Here is a 24,956-nt window from a genome sequence, read left to right as displayed (position 1 = left end):
ATAAATTCCAATTTCTCAGTGATGAATCTATTCAATCTAAAAGTGTGGAGAGAATAACTGGTTGTTGTAAATTAAAATCTGATGATAAGCTCTCCCTTTGTATGTAAGATTAAGCTTTTTCGTTTACTTCGTGGATAATGGAATCAATTAATTCATCATCAATCAGAGTGCTAGCTTTTTTGAGTGCCAACAGAATACCTTGCGGTTGTTCAAAAAAAACTGTAGAGAGAATAGGGGCAACCTCATCTAAATTAATCTTCTCAGCTTTGACCATACTGATCAAGGCAACAACGATCTCATGTCCCTCTACATTACCTTCCATAAATCTTGTTCTTAAATGAGTTGCTACTATTTCGGTCTTTGACTGCGAGTACGCCATTACATTTCCCTCCAACGGTTTGAATATCTTAGCAGAGCTCCTCTTCATGCAAGTTTAAACCAAGTTAGATTAGGAGTTATCTTAACAATAATAAGGCAGATAGTTTAAATTATCAACAGCTACTAAGTCAATAAAATCGGATTGGAATCACCGTTTTATTCAGTAAAAAAGACCCGGAGAGGGTCATTTTTTTGGTCTGCCTTCCCAATAATCAGGAAATCCGTTGTAATCCCATGCGTTCAGCTTTTCGCTGTCGGCTTGAATGGCAACATCTGCTCCGGAACCAAAGTCAACACCTACGGTTTGCAGTTCTTTGGCCTTAATAACCAGTACCTTGCCGGGTGCACCTGCACACACCAGAGCAAGCTTCCAAGGTGTCTGTTGGTAGATATGTTCCATTTGTTTGGATGCTGTGCTCACATGAGACCACGAGGGGCAGTCCACCGTTCCCACGATGCTTGTCCACCCGTATCTCCGCTCCAGAACTTCTCGATATTGCTCGGCCTTGGCTCCGCAGATCAGAATAGGCATGGTCTTGAATGTTTCGTAGAATAACTTGAATCGGGCGATGTAATTATTCTCAAAAGCATAGAAGGTCTCCCTTGGTTCAACTTTGTAATATGCAAGGCACATGTCGAATAACGGCTTGAAATACCAGTGATCTGTCTGGATCAGATGTCCGACGTAATCCGCTTTTTGCAGGCAATGTACAATAATCTCTCTCGCATTCGCATTGGGTAAGGTTATCCCACAATAGGTAGGGTCGTTCAACCAGCCGTAATGAGACTTGATGAAATCCATAGTCAGAACGGTATCGTGGGCCAGAATGGTGTTGGAAGCATCCCCAAATCGAACAGAAGCATGGGCTTCTCCATCAGAGGCCATTTGGAACCAGTTGCGGATTAAATCTACACTCCCCAGCATGCATGTCACCTTCTTTCCATGAGTGAATAATGGTTTCTTTGGTATACATATTCATCAACTCCTTCTGTACTAGAATAGGAAAAAAGCTTCGTTCTCTCTCTTCTTTTGAGGAATCACTCCTTTTTTGTTCAATGTGCGATGGTTATTGAGCAACAGTCTAGACTATGTAAAAAGGGAGAGGGGATGGACTGTGAAAAACGTATTTATAGGTAGTCCTGTACGAAACAGGGCTTGGATTATGGAACGGCACTTGCAATCACTTGAGCAACAAGCCGTGCAGAAGCATTATATGTACATCCTGAATGATAGTGAAGATCAGACGGAGCATATCCTTGATTGTCATCAGATTCCTTATCTGACTCATAATCTAGGGAGAACATATGGTCATATACGTGGACAATATTCCTATCACAACCTAGCGTTGTTGAGGAATATGCTTCTGGATGAGTTTCTGAAATCGGACTGTGAGTATCTGTTCTCAATTGATACGGATATCATCATTCCTGAGGGTAGCCTAAGGCAGTTAATGGATAATGACAAGGATATATGCTCCATGCTTATACGGAATCACCCAAAGTTGAAGGCTCATAATGCCATGATCGGCGGAAAACATATACCTGAATTCAAAGCGGGTTTGTTCCCGTTAGAACTGACAGGTGCCGTATATTTGATTAAGCGTGAAGTGATCGAAGCAGGGGTTCGATATGGTTGGCATCCAACAGGTGAAGATGCACCATTCTGTGAGCAAGCACGAAAACTGGGGTTTGAACTGTTTGTAGATACTCGGTTGCGTCCCGTTCATGCCTATGCGGAAGGGGTGGAGTTGATTGCTCAATTGGCTGCTTCGTAGAAAACAACGAGAAAATCCGGTTTTTGAAAGTATAGAAATGACCATTGTTTACCCGCCCGCACTTGACTGGAACCTCTTGTTCCAGCGTCCTCAGCAATTGATGACCGCCTTCTCCAATATTCCAGGTATACGGGCTATCTTTATCAATGAAGAAACGTACAGAAAGCAGAGCCGCCCGATTGAAAAGTTAAATGAGGATCTGTTCCTTGTGCAGAAAGGTGTGAATTACGATCATCTGGTCAAAGGAAAGAAGGTACTCTGGTTCTCGAATCCAGGTCAGTACAATTATTCGGATGGACGGAAGTTTGATTTTACCGTATTTGATTACCTGGATAATTCGGCTGACGAATTTGCTGTGTGGAAATCCTACATCCCGAAATGTTTTGACCGTGCAGATCTTATCGCGACGACTGCCAAGGTGATGTATGAGGCCCATAAACATGACGGCAAACCAATATTTATGTGCCCTAACGGGGCAGATTACCAACATTTTGAGAAAGCGCGGGCAATTCTGCCCAAACCGGCCGACTTCCCCGATGTTCATGATGGGCAAAAGATTGTGGGTTTCCACGGTGCAATGGCATCGTGGGTGGATTATTCGCTGATTACCGCTATTGCAGATAAAGGTTATCGTGTTGTTTTGATTGGAAACAATGCCCTCTATCAAAAAAATATTGTGCATCCCAATGTGACTTGTCTTCCGCACAAAGATTATAAAGTGCTTCCCGCCTACATTGCTCAATTCGATGTCTGTATCGTGCCATTCAAGTTGACAGAGATGATCCGGGGCTGCGATCCGATCAAGTATTATGAATATTTGTCTGCAGGCAAACCTGTGCTGACAACGCGTATGGAGGAAATTGTTCATAAGTACAGCGATGTAACTTACTTTATGAATCAGCATAATTGCGGGGTGATGTTGGAGAAAGCGATTCGTGAGAATAGTGCTTCCAAAATTGCGGCAAGAGTAAGGGTGGCTAAGTCTAATAGTTGGGATGGCAGGGCAATGGATGCCGTGAAGATGATTAATCAGGTCATAGGAGGTATGAGAAATGAGAAAGATATTTAAACAAATGTTTGGTAGGCAATCGACTACACCGACAATTGAGCTTGAAGAAATAGAGATTGACGCGACGGAGTTCAATGTTACGACATACACCCCAAACACGGATACAACGATTGTATATCTGCCTGCGATCGATTTCCATAGTGAACGATTCGGGCGTCGACCACAACGGCTGTTAAAAGCACTCGCGGAAGTAGGCTACAATGTAATATATATCAACTCCAGTGATGAGTTCTATCAGGTTGATGCCTTGGAGTATCCATATCCGGAGCTTCCAAACTTTGTCTTAGCCCGTGTGGGCCAGAATGTCCGTACGCTGTTTCAGGGTGATCGCGTGATCTACTGGGTGAACGATAGCCGGCTGGCAAGTTCTGTCGAGACAGCATATCCTGATCTAGTCGTATTTGATTCGTTGACTGATCCGGATCAGTACGAGAAGCACAAACACAAGATGGAAGCTGTTGCTGACGTTGTCTTTATTACACCCGAGAGAATCTATGAGCATGGCAAATATTGCACGCATGTTCATCTGGTTACTGCCGATGAATTTGAGATCAAGGAACGTGCAGAACAGGTAGCGCAAATTATAGATGCTTTGCCAAACAGAATGGCCCCTCTAATGTAGGGGTCTTTTCTTTGATCGTATATAGGCTTTTTCCTTTTGCAAAGATGACGGGGCTAATCGTGCTTCAATATATTTCGTTTACATTATCGTTAGGGATTGGAGATAGCGTTCTACACTATAAAAAGCAGAGACGGCGAACAGCCAGACGGGTTAAACGAAATGGATCTCCCGATCATCAAGTCAATTAACCTGATCCCGGCTTAAGCAAGTCTCAGTAGCTAAAATTACATACTATCCTAAGGAGTGGACTGTTCAATGGCTAAAAAAATGATTATCAAAGGTGTAGGTACGTTTATGGCTAAACGCCTTCCAAAAGATCCGATGGGCGAAATTGAGGTAGTTACCCTGGGTACCCTGCAAGATCTGAAAATTGACCTTAACGTGGAGCTTGAGGACATCTTTGGTGGTGACGGTCTGTTCGCCATTGATGTACTGGTGAAGTCCAAATCGATTGAAGTATCGGCAACAGATGCCAAATTCGATCTGGATGCGATCCAGCTGATGATGGGTTCAACGGTACAAGAGCAAGTGAAGTCTTATGTATGGGTGCTGAATGAGCAGTCTACAGTGGTTGCTGGCGTATCCAATTCTGGATTTGCGGAAGCCAAACCGAAGCATGCGAGTGATATCTATGGAAGTAACGGTGACATTACGGTTCGTCTCAAAGATTCCAACACGTTGCTGAAACAACTCACTACTAAAGGAACAGCCGTGGAACCCAATGCGTTCTTCTACGACGAAGCGAACGGTGTAGTCATCCTGAATGCGGTCCATATCGGTAAAGAGATTGTGTTGAACTACAAGCGAGACCAAATTGTAGACATGGTTGATCTGTTGGTTGACGAAGTCCCATTCCCAATCTCTGTCATTCATCACGGTACGTTCCAGCAAAAAGATGGTTCGTATGCAGGTGTTGAAACCGAGCTGTACATGTGCCGTGCAAAAGGAACATTCAGCATCAATGCCCAGCGTGCTGCCGCTTCTGCATCTGCCATCTCCTTGCAGATTCTTGATCCGGAACGTGCTGATGGAAAAATTGGCAGTATCAAACGCTTCAGTGCACCAAGCAAGATCTAATATCTAAATAAAGGTTGATTGCTCCTGGCAAGGTATCAAACGGCATCTGTGTCCTCCCCTTCACAGAGCCTTGCCTTGCCAGGTTTTTTATTATATGGGGGAGAATGTCCTGGGGAGGTCTTTAAATTCATGGAAACAGAACAAGAAAAAGCCGAGCGTGAGCTTGCGGAAAAGCTGAATGAGGAAGCGGCGAAACGAATCAAAGATGATCCGGAAAACAAACGGGTGACTCCGGAGGAAGTGGAAGCTGCTGAGCGTGCATTCTTTGAAGATGATGAGATTATTACGCTGCGGGATCGACGGAAATATCGTATTCCGCCATGTAACCTGAAGGATGCCCGCCGTCTGATGAAGTTGCTGAAGACAGTGAATATCGATGCCATTATTCTTAACTTCATTCCGACTGAGAATGATGAACTGGACGAAAAGCGGCAGCAGGATTTATTTGATGTATTGGCAATGGCGTTCAAAAATTATCCTCATATCGTGACGAAAGATGAACATGGTGAGTATATCATCAATCGAGAATATCTGGATGAGTACCTTGATCTGAACACAGCTCGCAAAGTCATTGATATGCTCATTGGACTCAATGGTCTAAAAAAGTAGAACGCACCGAGGGGGAGTCTTTGGAGGGAGCCGAAATCCGTGATACGGAAACACAGGAACCCGTTCACTGGGGAGAAATCTTCTTCACCCTCCATAAACACTGTGGGCTGAACAAGTGGGAGATTTGGGAGTACACACTCCCTCAGGTTGCGGAGCTGTGCAAGTCAGCCGAGAAATATATTCAATTTGAGGTTGAACTAATGACAGCACCTCTTCGCATGTTCGGTGGCGGTGGGGGCGAGGAAGTTGAAGAAGATGGGACCGTCAGACGTAAAAGAACCTTCAATGACGAGGATTACACAGAGATATCAGAAGATGATATCGGTATGCTTGCACAAGCGCTCGGAGGATAAAAGAGAGACATCCCGTTTTGCCTAAATGAAGGTAGAACGGGATTTATGCATAAAGGCGGTGATTCTTTTGACTGAAACAGAAGGACAAGGAGATAAACATTCCTTAACACAAGAAATATTAACGGATAAGGATCAATTAACTGGACAAAACGCAGTACTGAAAGAGAGTTCCCCTTCAGGCGTTAGGACACTGATTAGACGAGTGGAGACAATCAGAAGTGATATGCAGTCGCAAATGATTGAAACACTGACTACCGATTTGGAGCACTTTTATCGTGGAGCGTTCAGTGAAATGAAGGATGTGTCTGCAGCTGGATCACAAGGGTTGTTAGACTCCGTGATGAATACGATGAAATATATTTCAGCAGGTGAAACCAAGGGGTATTCATCAACATTACTCAAGAAATCCCTTGACTCGTCGCAGCAGATGGATCAACAGATGAGCCGGGCCGACCAGAATTTCGAGCTTAGATCTTCTGGGACAACTAATGACAGTGGGCAATTCACACAAACCGGAACGGTCAAAAATCTGCAACGAATTGCACTGCAACATGGTATGGATCAGGAAGATGTAGGTCTTGCCTATCGCATTGGTTCTCGTAATTATGATCATTCATCTGAAGCTGTCGCGTTTGCTGAAGAAGTAGCCAAGCTGCATTCAGTGGGCAATATGGATGTAGAACAGACGGCAACAGGTCTGGAAGCTGTTACTCCGGCATGGGGAAGCAGTAGCTTTGATCTGTCCCAAGTCACAGACATGATGATCAGAGCTTCAACGATGTTGGATGTTGGCATTCAGGACTTGATGGATATGATGCGTCAGACCCTTCCAATGGCTGGTAACCCTGATGGAACGCTTGCACCAGAGGATGCATTAGCCAACTGGATTAGCAAGGCTGGATTGTTGGTTCAGTCAAAAGGAGATCATCCTCAGCAGGGCTTTGCATCGAATCGAGTTAGATTCGATCTTCTTGCTGAACAAGTGAAGGATACGGATGCAAACGCCTCGATCCATCAGCGCACCGGTAGTAGAGACAACCTTCAATTCCGACAACGAGAGATCGAAATCGCATTTCAGATTGCAACACATGAGGCGATGCAAGGGTTGAAAGAGGAATTTGCCGAGCTGGGCGATTATCTTATCGCAGTCATGCGGTTAATTGGTGATCGTACGGGTGGCATTGTTGATCATATGGAACTGCTTAACCGAATTATGGATGAAGTCGGTGTTCAGATTGCGTGGGATAAGTTCGGTGAAGTGATGAATGAAGGCGATCAGAAACGATACGGTACTACGAATGCGGATCCAGGGAAAGTCGAAAATAGGGGGAGCGATGTTCCCAAGCGACTTCGAGTCACGGATGTGCAACGTGCTGGTGTAACGCAGGAAATGGGCAGACAGCAGAGTCGTCTGCAGACTCTGGAACATCGCAGAACAGAAATTCAAAGTAGGGCCGCCTCCAAGCAAGATGATGTACTTCAAGCACGGACTAACCGAGATCATCAACATAAAATGTACAATCAGGCTATACAAGATGGGGATACAGCAGCTTCTTCCATTCATGCAGAAGAACGTGACGAAGCTGAGAAGCGAGTCAAAACGTATAGTCGAGAACTTCTTCTGTTGCGAGAAGAAATGCACTCACTCGATATTCAGATTGTAAAGACGAAGCGAAGTCTTGAGTTTCTTGGGCGAGAGCTGGATGAAACGAGTAGAGCAATGATGCAATTTGAACACCAAGCTAGAGTTTTGATGATGGCGATGGATGACATGGACCTGGATGCAGTTGAACTACGAAACAAGTTGTATTTCCTTAATGCTGAGTTTACATACGGCTCAACCGATGTTCAGCGCTACGAATCCGAGATCCAGAAGCTGCGTAAACAGTCAACTCTATTGAATGACGTTCTCTCCACATTGAGAACCGAAGTCAATGAGTTAAATGCTTCTTTTAGACAAGGCATGATCGATGCTACAGCATACATATCCAAACTGAAGGAACTTGAACAGGTTCAGCTCGCAAGTATGATGAATGGTTCAGGAGGATTACTAGTCATTCCAGGAGCAGGAGGCGTTGAATCTCCTGTTAAGGATGACAAAAAGGATAACAAAAACAAAACCTTTGTAGCTCGTCATGAAGACCTGATCAAAGATGTCATGAAAGACGCGATAATGGATGAATTCAATCCGGGGGGCGACTCGAAGAAAGGGAATAAAAATACACCCAAAAGGGGCCTTCTTTCCAGGTTTAAGGATATGAAAGACACAGGCAATCGCAAAGCATTTTTTGACAGCAATGCCCCAATGCGTAATAAAGATGGAAATATTCTTCGAGATAGACAAGGTAATTCGATTACTCAGCGTGACATCAATGCGGAGCAAGCTGCCCGTGGGATTAAAACACCCGGAAAATTTTCGAAATTAGTCAAATCCGGCGGGAGATTATTGAGGCCTTTAAAAGCTGTACCAGCACTTGGGTTAGCGATGACCGCTATGGATGTCGTCTCTGGTCTTGTCGATCCATTGAACAATATGGGTAAGTCAGAAGCGGAGAAACAGAGTATTCGCGCTACCAATAAGGAAGAGTTGGCCAAAGATTTCAAGGATATGGAGCAGTCATCTTTTGTAGGGAAAGTGTGGAAAGGGTTAAACCTGGGGATGGATGCCGCTGTGTCCGGCACAATGAGTTCAATATTCGGAAACAATGCTACCAATAACAAGTTCGGGGATTACTGGAAGGGATTTAAGGCGGTTTGGAGTGAAGATGGCGGAGATGCAGTTGAGAAGAAACTGGGCAAGGAATACAACTACAAGCAGGAGAAAAAAGAAGCCCAGATTCAAATGGATAAAGAGTCTGGAAAACCGCCTGGGGACAACAAACAACAACAACCGCAGATACAATACATTCAACCTCAAATGCAGTATATTCCTGCTGCGGGCGGAATAGGTACCATTGCTAACGGCTATACGCCTCAGCCACAGAGCAATGGCATTGATGAAATGATTGCCAAGATTAATCGGCAGCTTAACAAATCAACAAGTGACAACGAAACCAATTACCAAGTCACACGATCCCGTCTGTTGATTAGTGGTGTTCGCGAAGATTCTGGTCAGATGCGTGCGCTAATGGAGAAATATTTGCAAGAGAATATCAAGTTCTTCGATAAGGCCATTGCAAGTTTACAGAAGACGTATGACAAGATGGCTGAAGGTAAAGAGAAAGATGAACTAGGCCTGGAGATCAATGAGAAGAAACAGCAGAAGGCACAGTCAGAACTTGAACTAAGTGGTGTTAAAAACAGTCAAATTGATGAGCTTAGACGCAAGATGAATGATCAGTTTGAGTTGACGCAGTTAGATTATGATAAACGAATGTATGATCTCCTGGCGGCTAATGGGGGTAAGGAAGATGCACCTGAATTAATTGCATTGAACAAATCCCGTGCATCTGAAATGAACTCACAAATAAGTTCGATCAAGCAAGATTGGAATAGTTTGCTGAATAGTGGATTGTTTAAACCGGGCACGGATGAATATATGCAGATTTTTAAACAAATCCAGTCATTGGGTGTAGAACAGTCCAAAAATTTGTATGAAATTAGCAAAAAAATGGATAAACCGATATCTTCATTCAACATTCCAGCAGGTCTTAAGGTCATGGATTACTTTGATTACATGACGACAAACAATACACATAAAAGTGTGATGGTTGGTTCGGGTGATGTTACGGTTCATGTGAACATCGATAATATGACAGGCAGCACAAAAGATGTGGAGAGGCTGACATCTACGTTGGATAAAACACTGCGGCAGAACAGCCCGGGTCTGGTTAACCGGATGGCTAGTAATGTAGGTGCAAGAATGGGAAGCAATCATATCCCCAGATAAAATAGGTGAGGAGGGCATCTGATATGACTCAGCAAGACCCGTTTGGCTTAGTTAATGACCGGTATAAAAGAAAGCTGTATGTAGATACAGGCATGAAGTTCGAGCCAGTGAACGGAAGAATTATTGATCCGTACTCATCACCTTCGCCCAATCCGCAAGTGAGGGAAATTAAAATGATTAATGCTCCCTCGCATTTTCATCAGATGGGCGTGTCTTCGTACAAGGCCATCATTAACATCCTGTTTAAAGATAAGCAATCCTATCACGACTATGCCATGTACGTAGGCTGGACACACAAATTTTATGATGAGAAGGGCAATATCTATGTTGGTGTTGTAGAGTCCATCAAAGTCGACCCTATTTTCTACCATCAGGATACGATGGATAAAGATCAGAAGGGGTACAAGGTCGAATTGACCATGACCCTGATCAAAAAAGATGGATATGACCGTAAGAGTGCAATACAGTTCCAGGATTTACAGACGGTAGAAGGCAAGGACCACTGGGCTAGAAAATCAATTGAACGCTTGGCTGATTTGGGACTGACGGTTGTAACACAATTGGATGGCACACCCATTCTATATTTCAGACCGGAAAACTTCATAACCAGAGCAGAGTTTGTTACTTTCCTGATGCGTACCAAGCGTTTGCTGGAACGAACAATTCGAGAGTAGGGTGACCTACTCTCTTTTCTGTCTATTCTAAAGATAGGAGGTGTTTATCATACGAAAATGGGTTGATGTAAACGAAGGGGACTGGTTCTATAACGATGTTATGGAAGCCACGAATATGGTTTTGGAAGATGGTGAAGTCTTTGTGGCCGGAATCAACTATAACAAGTTTGAGGAAGGCAAGCCTTTTGTATATGAAGAAATCAAAGGGAAAGCGGGGCAAACCTCATTTAGTCTGCCTGTGTTGATTAAACCAACAGATGACAATCCACTGTATGTGTTTATTGATGGTGTTCAAACGATCTACCAAACGGCTGAAACCAATAGTAAGGGATTAACTGATGTGGAGTTGTATACGGGTGTAAAAGCAGGACAGGTGGTGTCCTTCTGTAGTTATGGTGAACCATTGCTGGACAGTGCTTGGAAAAGGCCACCCGTGTCCTGGACTGGAGATCTGCCCAGAGCTGTACTTAGCGCAGCGACGACCTATTTCTACGATCCATTCAGTCGTAATCATCAGGAATATTTGTATGCAGCAGGCCAACCGCTTCGCAGACTCAGTATTCCTTCCGAGGTATGGGCAGACACCATGGGAGATGCAGAGGCTGTAACCAAAATTGCAACAAAGGCAATTGGTTACCGAACGGATGTTTATTGTGTCAGCCCAGGGGGCTCGGTGTTTCTTCCTTTTAATCTGAACGGTGTTACCTGCAAGTTCAATTATTGGACGAAGAATAACAAGTTCATGAGTGAAAATATCAAAGCGACAACCCTCAAACCAGCATACAATAATTGTTTCTTTCCTAATGCCATTATACAGCGGGGAGAAGCCTTTCATCTGATTAACAAGTTGCGCAAGGTGTTCTATGCCAGATTTACGGACATGGAAGCACCAACGACGGAGATTAATCAGCCTATTACGGCATTTCAGGGTCAACGGGTGTTTAGGCTTAATGGCAATTATCCGGCAGGTAAAAAGAAACTTAAAATTACAGTGAAATTTAAAGACGAAAAAAAAGATAAAGACCAAGAAACACCGGCTTATTCGGAAATTGACAACCACACGGTTGTATTTAATCAACCTTTTTCAGAAGGCGACGAAGTGACATTCTATTATCTCAAAGATGTGAGCGAAAGGTTCGCAGATGTCGGCAAAGCTTCAGCCATTTATTATCAAACCAAAGGTGAGCGGGTAGAACAGTCCAAGGATGCTTTCTGGAAAATAGCCGTCTCGGAGATGGAAGATGAAACGTTTGCCAATAATGATCCTCTAATTGCTGGCATTCCGATCAATAACAAGCTGGATGGTGCAGCGATAGTAACAGATATGGGGAGACCTACAAATGGCACAGAGCAGGCAGAGCTATGGTTCCTTGGAAATTCCGCTATGACCCGGGCTGAAGCCGTAGCTTTCCTGGACCGATTCATGAAATGGACCATCGAGCGATTCAAGTAAGGGGGAGATTAAAATATGATTCCAATTTCGGATGAGGTTATGAACGTGCTGTCTCAGCGTCTGAAGCTGGGGGAAGGAGCACTTCCCAATATCCGGGTCGAAGTAGATCGGTTAGCATTTATCCCGGGACGGACAGAAGAGTTCAGGCATATCGTAACCGAGCAAGTACCCATCATCAGTACAGAATCCGTTTGGGTGGATGAATCGAGTGATGGCATATATAACGGTTCGACTCAAGCGAATACCCAGGAGATTTGTTTTCCAGTCAAGGGTAAAACATTTTTCACGATTAAAGTCACGGATAATTTTGGCTCTCCTCGTGATAAAGGTACAAGAATTCATAAAGGTATTGATTTGTGGGATGACATTGGAACGCCAATTCTGGCTGCTTGGTCAGGAAAGGTAGTCCGAATATCCCAGAATAAAACAGAAGGTGCTGGTAATGCCGTAAATATAAGACATGCCAACGGTGTAATCACCAAGTATTTTCATCTAAAAGAAATTCTCTGTTCGGTGGATGATGAAGTAGCCCAAGGGGCTGTCATTGGAACACTAGGCAATACGGGTGGCGTATATACCGGTGGTCATAAGGTGTCTGCGGCTGAACGTGCGGTGGGCAAGGGACGACATCTACATTTTGAAATTTGGGAAGGAGTCAATCCAACAACGAGAACTGGAGAAGGTGGTAAGGCAGTTAATCCTCAATTGTATTTCAAGGGACAGCGCAAGTTGCACGGAAATGCGAAAACAACATTTACTGATGTAAAGCCGGTTCAGGTCGAAGGATATCCCGGAGAGATCAAACTGAATGAGAAGTTCGACAAACGAAACTGGTATGAGAAAAACGTTTATACAACCGGATTGAAATTTTCGGATTATGCCAAGATTGAATCGGGCTGGACTATGTTTGATTCAGGAGGCAAGTTGCTATACACCTTTGAAGGCAAAGCTGCCGTAGCTGAATTTGAGATTAACGTTACGAAACTGAGTATGCCCACACAAGGGCTGCTTAGTATTGGAATGGGGACTAATTTCAGTGATGCGGAAGGGGATTCTTTCGCCGTGGTGATCGATGGTAAAACGTATGCCTATGTCAATAAGTTTAACGGGGCATATGATCTGACCAAACTGACGGAATTGAATAATATTGTGATCCCTGCAAAAGCCAAGAGTATCAAGATTAAGGTGACCTATGGGGGTAAACAAAACTCCACTGTCCCAACCGGGTCTGTTCCTGCTTCAAGTAAGAAGTATAAAAAATTCGCCATTGATTATATTCGCATACAAGAGTTGTTGCCTGCTCCGTTGAAGAATCAAAAGAGTGAAGAGGGGCTCGATCCATCTAAAGGCTATTATCAAACGAACAGCTACGGAGATTTTATCAATAATAGAAGGACAGAGACGAATGTTATTCAGGTCGGGTCTTTTGTCTATATGGACACACAGGTTCTTCCCAATATCATTAGTGCCGAAATTGATGATCAGTTTGATTCTGAAGCCAGGGAAGCACGGATGACCATCTCCAATCCGAGAGGATTCTTCTCTCCGGATTATAATCCTGCTCATTTTCCTGAGCTTGGTGGTGTGACGTCTCCATGGTCTTATTTTGCAAACGGATTCCATATCGGAGTTCTGAGTGAAAATACACCGATACGCATATATATCGGATATGGTCAGCACATGATGCGGGTATTTACCGGACTGATTGACAAAGTGGATATCAATGGCGAAGGCTCCACGCTGGAGATTACGGCCCGAGATATGTACAAGCGTATTATCGAGAAAGTCATTTCCGAGAAAAAAGCCTATCCAGAAGTAGATGAGATTGATAATGTGCCAGATCCGGTACCGCCTGCAGCAGTTGGCACGGACCGGACATCCTCCATTATTCAGGCTGCGCAGGCTCAAGCTGCAGCGTATGGTGTACCTGATCATAAGTTTTTGCTTGCGATATGCAGGCACGAGACCGTTCTCGGAACACAAGGGAAGGGCAAAGATGAGAACGGCAGCTTTATTCTTGGATATGGCTGTCCTAGTACAAGTGATTGCAATCCACTTTACAAGGGAATTCAGGAGCAAATGAAGCGCGGAGCAGAACGGATGTCCAAGGCGCTGGCTTCCAGAGGGAAAAAAGTGAGTTCCAAGGCGGATGTACTTTATTTCCATAATGGTGGAGACGTTGCTCCCATGACCTGGAGTCAAGATCGAGAGAATTGGGTGGACAAGGTATGGACCTATTATCAGGAGATGCTCGCAGATCCGGCAAGCTGGACCATTACAGCAACCTCCACTCCGGCAGTTACACCAACACCCGCTCAGCCTGTAGAATTTGAAAAGCCTGCTTGGGTTAAATCAACCGTTGTACTAGATCTGGTTAAACATGCAGGTATGGTGGGTTGGAGGGCAACCAGTGAGGATCGCTCTTATCCTGACTACGTGATTGACGAGACCTATCTGATTGAAGTGAATCAAAAGACGGGCAGGGTCATTGTCCCCGTACCGGGTCAGGAAGGTGAGTTTGAAGTCAAGGATGCAAGCACAGTGCTGACACCGAACGGATGGCTTAATCCATTTATTGAGGAGTATGGCAAGACGTTTGAGCAATGGTCTGCCAAAGTTACGGAAGCTGTTCAGGAGGTGATCTCGGAGATTCCGTATCGAAGCTACTGTGACCGTTATGGTACGTACCGACTGGAGCGCTTGAATTATGACAAACCGGTCGTGGCAGAGTTTTCCGAGAATGACAATCTGATCTCCATAACCAAATCCACGGATTGGTCCAGAGGAAGAAGCCACATTGTTGTTATTGACTCGAATGATAGTCAAAGTAGTTTCGTGGACAAGGAGATTTTACTCGAACTGAAAGGAGAAATCCGAACCATGGTGCTGGCCGTTCCTTGGGCGAAGACGGTTGAAGCCAAAAGACAGGTGGCAGAGCGAGCTTTTTTTGATATGAAACGGATGTGCCGTACGCTTCAGGTATCCATTCCTGCGAATCCTGCGCTTGATCTGCTCGACAACGTCATTGTGACGGATAAAACGACCACCACACGGGCTGTATATACGATTAAAAGTATTAAAACCAGTTATTCGGTCGACCGTGGCATGTTACAGGTCATTGATATGATGTGGGCAAGAAAGGGAGTGATGGTGTAATGGCCGGCATTGTGAATGAAAATATTGTATTTCCCGTTCTGGATCTAATCCACCGGGAGCTTCGCAAATATAGTAGTATCTCCAATTCAAATGTTTCTCCTCTTGAAGGTGAGCCTTCCGTTACATTATATCGGGAGCACATGCAGGACCCGTACAGAGTGACAGGGGCAGACCTCTTGTATGAATCAGCATGGAAGGTTTCGATTTGGATGAAGTTTGGCTCAGAGGATGAGGAAGACTTTCCTTCAGGGGTGGGCTATTCCCACCCGGATTTTGATTATTACAAGTATTACAGGCTAACGCAGGTGACGGCCCGTACATATGATCCAGTTGGAGAGTCCATGTTCACTTACAATATTGGTCTAAATTATGATGACGAAGGACGCTTAACTGGAACGAGTGTAAGTCGTATATAACATGTAGGAGGTGGTTCCATGGCATTTAATGTATCTTACATCGCGGGTGGCGTCATCGACAAAGTGCGCGAGCTGCCGTACCCACACTTCAGTAAAAAGACGATTCCGTTCATTCGGGGACAGATGTTGGACATTCCGGCAGCGAAGACCACCAAGTCGGATACGTTCACCTTGGCGTATGACACAGAGTTCTTGAGCATTGCGTTTGCTGCGAGTCACTACTGTGTCGGCGATTACTGGGAACTGACGATCGGGACTGAAAAGGTGTGCCGCACCATTTATGCGAAGGAACTTCCCGAGTCGGTTTCCATGGGGAACAGTTTCGGAATTGTCTACCCGATTCCGGCGGGAACGACCATCACGTTTGACTTCTTCAACGCGGTGGCTGAAGCCAAGTCGGTCTGGTACAACATCAAATTTTTGAGATAAGGAGGGTGACGATGGCACTGCAAAAACCGCAGACGAACTTTGCCGCTTATATTGACGGAGAGTCGGAAGCACAAAAACTAATCAACACACTGGCCGATGAAATCGTAGGTGCTGATATTCCCAAAGTAGAGGGCGGAATTGACGCTAATCGTTGGGAGAAAGTCTATGAATCTGATGGAGCTGAATGGGTGACTTACAGTAAAAGTTATCACAAAGGCATTGTTGGCATGTACACCCATTCGGATGGAAATCCGTATGAAGTATACCAAATTCCGGATTGGACTGAAGCCAAAAGTTACACAGGAGACTCTGCCCTAGATGCGGATGGATGTTTATGGGAAGTAAGACAAACCTATTTTGACGAAGCAGTGGAAGGCATGACTCAACCAGGTACAGCAAACATCGGAAAAACTTACGGCAATTATAAGACAGGACGTAAAATTCAGGTTGTACAATTTAATTACCAAGATACTCAGACAAATGAAACAAAATATGTTGATGTTCCTGGCTGTTTGGTAACCGTTGTTTTAGATAATTCAGTTCCAGACGGGTACAGAGCGTATCTGGTGCGTCAGGTAATTGGAAAACTCGATGGAACGACAAAACCATCAAAAGAGTGGAACCAGTTTGAGATTGTTACAGAAATGCCAACAGATTGGGCATACGCAATCAAGCTTGCACCGAAAGGAAAGTTTCAATACAACTTTTCAAGACCAGACAATTATTATGACAGGAGTCCGTATTGGGCGTGGGGAGCAATTGTTGATAGTTTTTATGAACCTGTAAAGCAACTTTACAAATTTGATGAACTATTCTATACAGCTGATGTACTGAACAATGTAACTGCTCAGACCGTAGTGAAAGCAACTCCTACAGTTCCCACAGGAATTCAGGTTCGAGATTATTATGTCATGTTTGAACAGCCAGCCCATGACTGGAATTACATTAACATCTACTATGGAGAAGGTTTCGAGGGGAAAGTTGCTCAAGGAAGCCAGCGCGAAACGTATGATGGGATCTGTGATCCTGCAACCATAACGATTGGGAAGGCACCTACAGTCATTGACCAATTGAAGGCACATTATATGTATTTGACATGGAATGATTCATCAGCCATTAAACCTTTCATCCCACCGTCCACGAAGTGGAAGCTGGATTATGACGGCAAGACAGAGATCGTAAGCCCGGCAGCTCGCTTTTTCCACGGACGACATTCTACCACGTCATGGTTGCCTAACAAAAAACGCAGACCGGATTACCTTGTAGCTTACACTTTATCGGTAAACAATGACCGAGTAGTTCTTGTTCTGGAAGGTGATCCTTCACCGAATATTCATAGCTATTACCGCAGTTTTGGATACATAGGCAAGATCGTTCCGTTCAATGATTACGACCATGGAGGAAACTTTGGTGTCACTGTTGGCATGGGTGATCTGCGAACAGATATGACAGGTTACACGAAAAATGATATTCTCACGGATCTTAATCCGGATATCTATGCCAAATACGGTGAGTACACTTCAAATGGTATGGACTCCATGTCCATGTTGAAGACACGCAGTAATGTCTTGTTCCAGCGGTATTACCCGGCATTTATTTCGCATCTTCCGAACTATCCTTCTGTGGGTAAACTTCCCCCGGGCCTCTCGAAATTGATTGTAGATACGGATGGGTTCCAGAAATCTCTCTGGACAGGAAAGTATCATGCAAGTCCAATCTACCTTGTGCATCAGGCAGAAGGATATCGGGGTTATATGGACGGTGTAGTAGCGATATACGACCATAATTTGGTCAATCGCGATGAATTAATCGTAGATACAGAAATTCTGAAAGATCCTTCCAAACCTGCGTTGGGTACGTGGACAGAGGTTTACAAGTTTTTTAGTATCAAGAGTCCGTTGAATCTATTCAAGCATTCCCCATCACCAGATGTAATTACGATTGCATTTTTGAAAGAGATAAAATAAGGAGGATTACATAATGGCAAATTTTAAATATGTAGAAACAATCACTACTTCACAGGACGTGTTGACAAAACTGAAGGAGGAAGTTACAGGGTTTAAGAGTTTCCCATTTGAATCCACTGCAGGTGAATCTCAGGAACAAAATCTGTGGGAAGTATTTTACGAAGAAAAGGACAGTAGTGACCGAATTCAGGAACTTATTCTTCGCGGGATCATGACCATTGGAACACAAGCAACACCGATTACTAAACAGTTCTATGTAAGTTTCATCAATCATGCTCTGGTACCACGTGTTGTTGCACCTGTTGCAGCCTATGAGGAGCATAGTACGTTGACTGTTCAGCTGCTTGAAGGATTCGAAGGCAGTGAACCAACCACACTACCGGTTACCACTCGTCCAACATTCAAGCTGACAGGACATCCGGTACTCTACCAATGGGCACTGGAAAACTACACCCCAACGGATCGGAATAAAGAAAAACCTGTATATATGTATGTGAATGTTATGAACAATCGCTTGGCGATGGTTCTCGTCGCTGACCCAGCAGTAAACTTCCTTGATTACAAAAAATCCTTCCTGTACGCAGGTGCATTGAAACCATTCAAATACAACCTGAATGACGTAGACGGAAACGTAATGCTGACAGCTGGAGCGGTAATCGAAGAACCAGATATCTCTCAAATTGCAACAACAGGAACGTATTACTACGGTCAATATACATCTGCAGGTAACAACACACTTCAGATGTTGAAAACCAAATCAGGTATTGAATTCCAGCAGCACTATCCTTCCTTTATCACACAAGCTCCACCGAAAGGTAAAGCTTATCAAGATCCGGAATTGGGGGATACGGGGTTGGAACTGGAGCCTCAAGGCTTCCAGGCGTCCAAATGGACATCCAAATATCACTTGTCTCCCATCTACGTGGTTCACCCTTACGAGGGTTACCGCGGTCAATTCGATAACTGCATCGCGGTTACGAAGCATAATATCCTTCACCTGGATGAGTTAATTATTGATGTGGAAGGCAAGTCCTGGGACCAAGAGGTGTATCGTTACTTTGATACCGATACGGCACAGAATTTCATGAATCTGTCTGCCAACCAACGCATGGGTGTAGCTATTCTGAAGGAAGTCCGTTATACGGCGTAAGTTAAACTGAATCAAAGCTGAGTCGTATAGATTCAGTGAGAGGGAACTTTCTGAGACTCCACTCAGGGGTTCCCTTTTTTTAGTTGGAAGGGGGCAGTGACGTGAGTCAAGTAGTCAATAAGTTTGATTTCACCGTTATAGATTACACGACAACTCAGTACGGTTACCTGTTTACAGTCGGAACTACAGGAAGCAGGCCTGAGGATTATCGATTTATATACATGCCTTACAGCCGGTATCCAAGTGTCCTGATGCTTGATTTCTACATGGCAAGATCCATCTCACATGGATTTAACCATCAACTTGTGGAAGCGATTCGCAAGGATCTGGAAGGAGAAGAACGATTTATTGTCCTAAGTGATGCTAAACAGGATAAAGAAGGGCTTCTGCACAGTTCCACGGAAGGATCGAGCTCAGCTACCAAGCAAGGCGATGTCATGGAATTTTCGTTCGAAATGGAGCGGTCTGCTTTAATTGAAGCTTTGGAGATGGATCATCACGATGAGGGACACAGACCCGGAGGCTTAAAGGATTCATTCATTCATGAAGATATGTCAGAGGGCTGGCGCGTAGATAACGATAAAGAGCTAAAGATTGTCCGTAATTTGGGTTTAACTCGTAACTTTGTGAAGAATCTGGATAAGCTGGAGCCTGGAAAAATAAGTTTCAGGGTTAGTGAATTTGGGATGATTGCGGACTATGCAGATAGTGCAGAGCAAGATAACAGCTCTGAACTGGTGATTAAGCAATTGATACACTCTGTTCGAAACGATAAACCGGAAATGGACGTGGCAGAAGTTTTCGAGAAAGTGGAGAAAATCATTGGACGCCGGGCACAAAATGATTTTTTGTTAGAAGCCATTCAAGACCACTTCAGAAGTACAGAACTGGAGAGGAGCCTTCAATCCCGGAAGGTAAGCAAACAAGACGTGGAAATTTTATATCAGGATCTGCTAGGTTTACGTGATGTTCATAAAGAAACATTTACTGAACAAGCTGCCATGATTGGGAAAAGGGTAGAGGACCATCAGCAATTATCCATTCTCTCTGATATGTCGACTGCTTATATTCGTAGATTTCAGGAAATAAAGTATATGCACCTTGATCGCACGTTACCGTTAGCCCGAAGAGTGTATAACACTTCACAATTGACACTCATGCATACACTGGGAACAGCTGTGCGAGCAACAACGTTTGGTGGAACGACTACAGGCAAAATTGTTCAAGCAATGAGAGACATCGAAGAGAATATGTTTCTTTCACAACTGAATCATGCTACCAGGGTTATTAAGAATGAAATGACAACTCACGAGAATGTACTTGCCAAACTGAAGGAGCGTCAGTACCCGACTGTTCTGCATACCGAAATGAGAAGTACGCGAGAAGTCGACAACCAACTTTACTTTCATGATGATCTCAGTCAAAGCAGCCGTGACCAACATCGAAATGCGTTAGTCTTTCGTCCGAGTGATACCCTGTGGCATCCGCTCCAAGCTCACAGAATTATAGACAAACATCCGGCAACTACAGCATCCGGTATCATTTTGGCATCCAGAGATATAGGGACTATTACGGATGTGGAAAGGCAGTTTCCTTGGGCAGCTCGGGATCAAGCGGAAGATATGAACGTCATAGGTGATCTGACTACGGGGCAAAAAGTTTATGTGGAGAAAATGTATATTGAGCATGAGCGTCCTAAGGCACGACGAATTTATGTGGTTCATAGTGAGGTGGACCGTCATGCAGAACAGGCTTATCGTGAAAGTACGGAGCACGGTTTTGTTTTCAGAGATTTGCAGGAGAGCAGAAGGATCAGTAAGGTTCCTGGGTATGTAGAGAGGGAAAGTAGGTTAGGCAAACGAGTGACTGCAGAGGCTCTTGAAATACTCAACATGCAATCACTTGGTGAAAGGGAAAGCAAGTTCGATAGCTATATTGAGGACAAGTTCCATACTGCAAAAACAGAAAAAAGGAATTTGTTCATCCCGAACAGTGAGGAAGGCGCAGAAAGAAAAGCATCCTTTGAAAGTTATACGGCTGGTTCAACAACGGCAGAAAGAGCGTTGGCTCATGATTTGTGGTTACCTGAGTCTGAGGACCATTTGGCTGACAAAGAATTATTACGTTCTACCATGCTCGAAAAGCTAAATTCGTATGGAAAGAACGACGAACAGAAGCATGTACATCTGACAGAGAAACCACTTGTATCACATAGAGATCGTAAAAAATTACATCTGGAAACGACCCTGCAATCCATCCTAGATAATAGTCGACCAACCATGATTCGGGATGAGCTTTTGGACAAATTGGTTGGTGGAGGATGGTTGGGGAATAAAGCATACCCTGGATATCTGGACGAGGAATTTATCGTAGGGGAGATCTTGGAGAACAGTCCGGCAGTCATCCTGGAAATGATGATGGAAGCTGTGAATAATGCAGACGCTTCGGTTTATTTTGATGAACCGTTTTTGGCTGGGGTTAGAGAGCGGGTAGATGCGTTAATCGATTGTGGGATCTTAACAGCTGATAAAGAAGGAAGCAGATCAGGCATCATTTCCTTTAATTTCGAAGGTGCGAAGGAATCTCAGCTTGGTGATATAGGGACGGAACTCTCAGAAGCATCCAAAGATTTGAGCATAACAGTACTTGAGGATGAATCTCGATCGGCTGAACTGAACAGACGTAATTCTACTCTAGAGACAGACGTTTTCGAGGGAGTGAAAGTAAAGGAAGATCAACATGGCGAAATTACGGAAGTCATTTACGGCGCAGATTTTAATGCAAGACCGGCTATTATTGAGTTTGAAGATTCATTAGGTTACCTGAATCCTGGAGGGGGATTATTCCCGGATGACCCAGCGTATGAAGGAAGTCAAGTTGAACGCAGAGGACAAACCTTTGATGAGTACGGGATAGGCGCAAAATATAAACGGGACGGAATGGCTCTCGACCATCATATCGTGAGTTCCAACATGAACCGTGAGAGTGTGATTCATACCGAATTTAATATGGGCGGGGTTTCCCGGTATCGATATGGAATAATTGATGATGAATACACCATGGGTGGCACGAACTTGCGCCAGATGCTTTTGAACAGCGAATATGCTATTGGAACGTCAAAGACTCGTGAGGGATATTCGTATGATCAACAACTTATGGCTACTAATCCAATAAGAGAAGGTTTAATCAGTGGTGAGTACTCCATAGGCACAGCCAAGATCAGACAGTTGTATTTGAATGAGAGCTATTCTATTGGCATGATTGAACCACGTCAGGCAGCTATTGATATAGATTACTCACTGGCGACTTTGGAATGGAGATCTGCGCTGCTCAGCGAGGATTATTCCATAAGCAGCTCGAAATATCGAGATGGAGTAGCTGAGATTGGATATACGCTTGGTTCATCGTGGGCGAGAGAAGGTGCGATGGATATTGAGTTTAATGCAGGTACGCGGCAAGCATGGGAATCCACGTTGGTAAATATTACTTCTGAAGCGATTAGGGTTGATCGATATGGATCAGTGCAAGATGAGATATCTCTAGCCACTACTGTAATGAAATCTGCGGATCTTGACGATATGCTGACGGCCCATTCAATCATGCGCAAAGGACAATTGAACGTTGAAATCATTTCGGATAACATGAACAGATTATCTCTCATGCTTGAAGACAACCATTCTACAAGAATCGTGAAAGAGGCATCAGTCCATGAGATTGAGAGTGAAGTTGTCAAGTTACGCTTGAGTGAATTGCATGGTGAGGGTTGGTACGGTGGTAAAGATATCAGAGATACTAACTTGGTCGAACTGATCTATGATTCGATAAAGAGTAAAAAGGATTCGGCACTGGATCATGATGTGATCCTTGCCTACAAGCTTACTCATGACGCTTACCTTCATGAGACAACTGATAGCACGATTGAAAAGATTGCTAATCTTGAAGAACAACTTATAGCGGATAAACCGCAAAATGGTTACCTTGACCTCACGCTACCACTAGGCGGTACAAATCTGAAATATGCTGATGTTCCAGTGGAATCCGTAGGTGGGACGGGGCTCAGTTATGGAGATATACCTGTAGAGATTGTTGGTGGAACGAATCTGAAATACGGTGATGTTCCAGTTGAGATTGTTGGCGGAACAAACTTGAAGTATGGAACAACAGAGATTGTACTCTCAGCGTACAAACCCCAGTACGGCAATATGGAAGAGAATCTGCTCGCTGACAAACCGCAATATGGATATTTGGAAGAGAACATGTATGGTCTGAAAAATGCCAAAGATTCCACTATTGATGAGCAAATTCATGCGTTTAAAAACGGTAAAGAAGCTAATTTTATCCAAACGCTTGAGTTAAATAAAGAGGATAGGTCAGCATTCCTGCATGACAACCTTCTTGGGGTGAAAGCTGAAAGATGGGCGCATACCCATGAGACGATCAATGATGTAATGAAGCTGCGAAATGGATCGTTGGATCAGGACATGTTCTACGGAAACAAGGAATTTAATGAATCCATTTTGGACATGGAACTGGTTGGCTTCCAATATAAACAGCTAGACCTGATCCAAAGCGAATATGCTTACCTTAAAACGAGAGACGTTCATATTGAAGATAACTCGTTCATGAGCTCCAGAAGTTCTTATGACGCGTATAACCATCAATTGGATGCTGGAATGAACTTGTTAAGAAGCACGACTCTGGATTGGGAGCAATTCGCAGCGGGGAAAATAGATCGATATGGTCATTCACATGAAATGGAAAGTGGCGTTGGGGGTGAGCGAGCCGGTGAGCATTTCGATGGGATATACGGGACCACACTCCAGAGGTTTGCATTCACAGGTGACGAGTTAAGTTACGGAAATAGTCTACCATACACAAGCTACGTTGATAATGACGGCCAGAGCTTTGGCAGTAAGTTAATAGACCCGGGTTATCTTAGTGAAGATGATTTTAAAGGGATAACAGAGGAACGTGAATCCAGCATAGAAAGAGAGTTGCCGACTGGTATAGCGAACGCCAGATTGTCTGAAATTGAGGATCCTGATTCTCTCATGGCTTCATTTGAAGAACGCTGTTCTCAAGTCATCACAGGTTTTATTTTCGCTGAAAGACCTGAGAAAAGAGCAGAGTATCTGGAACAGTTGCACGCGTTTCTTCCCGAGAGAACAGCTCATCTTATGGAAATGTATCACGAAGCCAAGATGGAACCGCGTGAGAGCTTCACACTGACTGATCATCCGGTGGCTGAACGGGAATCCGCTGATGCTTACATCCCAATGATGGATACCATGGCACAGGGTCTCATATTCGATTACTCGGAAGATCTGCTTGATCGAGGGATGGATCCTGAAGATTGGGAAGGTGGTTTGGGTGTGCCGGAGGACTATGATCCGAATGATCCGTTTAATGTGTACTATCCGTATTCCAAGGATATGGATGCGCTGGAATTATCCCAGTCAGACGATTGGACTAAATTCGGTCAAGGCGATTGGGATCGGGATCAATTGCTTGGAAAGTTTTATTCCAAGGCAGATACGAAGGACATCAGTGGATGGTACCGCAATAATTTCCTGGCTGAGACGTATAAGTTCTCAATTGATTTCAAGGTGGATACAAGTACAGATGGGGATGGCGCAGGAATTATTTTCAAATACTTCGATGAAAATAATTATTGGATGTTTATGGTTCACGGAGGAGATAGCGATAACAGTCTGGATATGAGAACGCCGATGCAGCTATATAAAATCGTTGCTGGCAATCCAACTGCAGTGGGTTCTCCGATGCAACCCTTTAAATGGGAGAAGGGAAAATGGTATACATTGTCCGTGTCGGTCATGAAAAATAAACTCCAGATCTACACAGATTCGAAATTGCAATATGATCTGACGGGCACCGATTAACTCGGTGCTCTTTTTGTCGTATAGAGAGATTGGGAGGTG

General features: G+C 44.1%; 17 protein-coding genes. 15 read left to right on the top strand and 2 right to left on the bottom strand.

Going from position 1 to position 24,956, the window contains the following annotated elements:
• Positions 1 to 109: 109 nt before the first annotated feature.
• Positions 110 to 379: a hypothetical protein gene (locus tag AC6CIF_RS04705; protein ID WP_498198268.1), complete on the bottom strand. Its 270-nt coding sequence runs from the start codon at positions 377 to 379 to the stop codon at positions 110 to 112.
• A 183-nt stretch (positions 380 to 562) separates the two neighbouring features.
• A complete protein-coding gene (locus tag AC6CIF_RS04700) occupies positions 563 to 1,303 on the bottom strand; it encodes a GT-D fold domain-containing protein (protein ID WP_498198266.1) in 741 nt (246 codons plus the stop codon).
• A gap of 190 nt (positions 1,304 to 1,493) precedes the next feature.
• On the opposite strand from AC6CIF_RS04700, the gene AC6CIF_RS04695 reads away from it, so the two are divergent.
• The 15 genes from AC6CIF_RS04695 to AC6CIF_RS04625 all read left to right on the top strand — a co-directional run bounded on the left by AC6CIF_RS04695 (position 1,494) and on the right by AC6CIF_RS04625 (position 24,917).
• Positions 1,494 to 2,153, top strand: coding sequence for a glycosyltransferase family 2 protein (locus AC6CIF_RS04695; protein WP_498198264.1), 660 nt, complete (start codon positions 1,494 to 1,496; stop codon positions 2,151 to 2,153).
• A complete protein-coding gene (locus AC6CIF_RS04690; protein WP_307410629.1) occupies positions 2,131 to 3,222 on the top strand; it encodes a glycosyltransferase in 1,092 nt (363 codons plus the stop codon). Before AC6CIF_RS04695 ends, AC6CIF_RS04690 begins: the two co-directional genes overlap by 23 nt.
• Positions 3,206 to 3,844, top strand: a complete 639-nt coding sequence (locus AC6CIF_RS04685; RefSeq protein ID WP_498198262.1) for a hypothetical protein — start codon at positions 3,206 to 3,208, stop codon at positions 3,842 to 3,844. The genes AC6CIF_RS04690 and AC6CIF_RS04685 overlap by 17 nt, the downstream gene beginning before the upstream one ends.
• Positions 3,845 to 4,099: 255 nt before the next feature.
• Positions 4,100 to 4,921, top strand: a complete 822-nt coding sequence (locus AC6CIF_RS04680) for a YomU family phage tail tube protein (protein ID WP_498198260.1) — start codon at positions 4,100 to 4,102, stop codon at positions 4,919 to 4,921.
• A gap of 129 nt (positions 4,922 to 5,050) precedes the next feature.
• Positions 5,051 to 5,530, top strand: a complete 480-nt coding sequence (locus AC6CIF_RS04675) for a hypothetical protein (RefSeq protein WP_076331342.1) — start codon at positions 5,051 to 5,053, stop codon at positions 5,528 to 5,530.
• Between the two features lie 20 nt (positions 5,531 to 5,550).
• The gene (locus tag AC6CIF_RS04670; protein ID WP_498198258.1) at positions 5,551 to 5,883 is read left to right on the top strand and encodes a hypothetical protein; all 333 of its coding nucleotides are present in this window, start codon (positions 5,551 to 5,553) and stop codon (positions 5,881 to 5,883) included.
• 67 nt (positions 5,884 to 5,950) lie between these two features.
• The gene (locus AC6CIF_RS04665; protein WP_498198256.1) at positions 5,951 to 9,772 is read left to right on the top strand and encodes a hypothetical protein; all 3,822 of its coding nucleotides are present in this window, start codon (positions 5,951 to 5,953) and stop codon (positions 9,770 to 9,772) included.
• A gap of 23 nt (positions 9,773 to 9,795) precedes the next feature.
• The gene (locus AC6CIF_RS04660) at positions 9,796 to 10,446 is read left to right on the top strand and encodes an S-layer homology domain-containing protein (protein WP_498198255.1); all 651 of its coding nucleotides are present in this window, start codon (positions 9,796 to 9,798) and stop codon (positions 10,444 to 10,446) included.
• A gap of 115 nt (positions 10,447 to 10,561) precedes the next feature.
• Positions 10,562 to 11,899, top strand: coding sequence for a hypothetical protein (locus tag AC6CIF_RS04655; RefSeq protein ID WP_498198253.1), 1,338 nt, complete (start codon positions 10,562 to 10,564; stop codon positions 11,897 to 11,899).
• Positions 11,900 to 11,914: 15 nt separating this feature from the next.
• Positions 11,915 to 15,055 carry a M23 family metallopeptidase gene (locus AC6CIF_RS04650; protein ID WP_498198251.1) on the top strand — a complete coding sequence of 1,047 codons (3,141 nt, stop codon included), beginning with the start codon at positions 11,915 to 11,917 and terminating at the stop codon, positions 15,053 to 15,055.
• Positions 15,055 to 15,471 (top strand): hypothetical protein, encoded by a 417-nt coding sequence (locus AC6CIF_RS04645; protein WP_498198249.1) that lies wholly within the window; start codon positions 15,055 to 15,057, stop codon positions 15,469 to 15,471. Before AC6CIF_RS04650 ends, AC6CIF_RS04645 begins: the two co-directional genes overlap by 1 nt.
• Positions 15,472 to 15,489: 18 nt before the next feature.
• Complete coding sequence (locus tag AC6CIF_RS04640) at positions 15,490 to 15,900, top strand: DUF8551 domain-containing protein (RefSeq protein ID WP_076331348.1); 411 nt, start codon at positions 15,490 to 15,492, stop codon at positions 15,898 to 15,900.
• Between the two features lie 11 nt (positions 15,901 to 15,911).
• Complete coding sequence (locus tag AC6CIF_RS04635) at positions 15,912 to 17,867, top strand: hypothetical protein (protein WP_498198247.1); 1,956 nt, start codon at positions 15,912 to 15,914, stop codon at positions 17,865 to 17,867.
• A gap of 13 nt (positions 17,868 to 17,880) precedes the next feature.
• Positions 17,881 to 19,017, top strand: a complete 1,137-nt coding sequence (locus AC6CIF_RS04630) for a hypothetical protein (protein WP_498198245.1) — start codon at positions 17,881 to 17,883, stop codon at positions 19,015 to 19,017.
• A gap of 101 nt (positions 19,018 to 19,118) precedes the next feature.
• A complete protein-coding gene (locus AC6CIF_RS04625; protein WP_498198244.1) occupies positions 19,119 to 24,917 on the top strand; it encodes a hypothetical protein in 5,799 nt (1,932 codons plus the stop codon).
• Positions 24,918 to 24,956: the final 39 nt, after the last annotated feature.

It is taken from the genome of Paenibacillus sp. GQ49, from assembly GCF_059759055.1.
This window is presented reverse-complemented; position numbering and strand designations above follow the sequence as displayed.

Excerpts from the sequence above, each read along its gene's own strand:
- AC6CIF_RS04660 (WP_498198255.1), top strand. The coding sequence starts at position 9,796 with ATGACTCAGCAAGACCCGTTTGGCTTAGTTAATGACCGGTATAAAAGA.
- AC6CIF_RS04685 (WP_498198262.1), top strand. The coding sequence starts at position 3,206 with ATGAGAAAGATATTTAAACAAATGTTTGGTAGGCAATCGACTACACCG.
- AC6CIF_RS04680 (WP_498198260.1), top strand. The coding sequence starts at position 4,100 with ATGGCTAAAAAAATGATTATCAAAGGTGTAGGTACGTTTATGGCTAAA.
- AC6CIF_RS04655 (WP_498198253.1), top strand. The coding sequence starts at position 10,562 with ATGGTTTTGGAAGATGGTGAAGTCTTTGTGGCCGGAATCAACTATAAC.
- AC6CIF_RS04675 (WP_076331342.1), top strand. The coding sequence starts at position 5,051 with ATGGAAACAGAACAAGAAAAAGCCGAGCGTGAGCTTGCGGAAAAGCTG.
- AC6CIF_RS04700 (WP_498198266.1), bottom strand. The coding sequence starts at position 1,303 with ATGCTGGGGAGTGTAGATTTAATCCGCAACTGGTTCCAAATGGCCTCT.
- AC6CIF_RS04630 (WP_498198245.1), top strand. The coding sequence starts at position 17,881 with ATGGCAAATTTTAAATATGTAGAAACAATCACTACTTCACAGGACGTG.
- AC6CIF_RS04650 (WP_498198251.1), top strand. The coding sequence starts at position 11,915 with ATGATTCCAATTTCGGATGAGGTTATGAACGTGCTGTCTCAGCGTCTG.
- AC6CIF_RS04635 (WP_498198247.1), top strand. The coding sequence starts at position 15,912 with ATGGCACTGCAAAAACCGCAGACGAACTTTGCCGCTTATATTGACGGA.
- AC6CIF_RS04640 (WP_076331348.1), top strand. The coding sequence starts at position 15,490 with ATGGCATTTAATGTATCTTACATCGCGGGTGGCGTCATCGACAAAGTG.
- AC6CIF_RS04705 (WP_498198268.1), bottom strand. The coding sequence starts at position 379 with ATGGCGTACTCGCAGTCAAAGACCGAAATAGTAGCAACTCATTTAAGA.
- AC6CIF_RS04645 (WP_498198249.1), top strand. The coding sequence starts at position 15,055 with ATGGCCGGCATTGTGAATGAAAATATTGTATTTCCCGTTCTGGATCTA.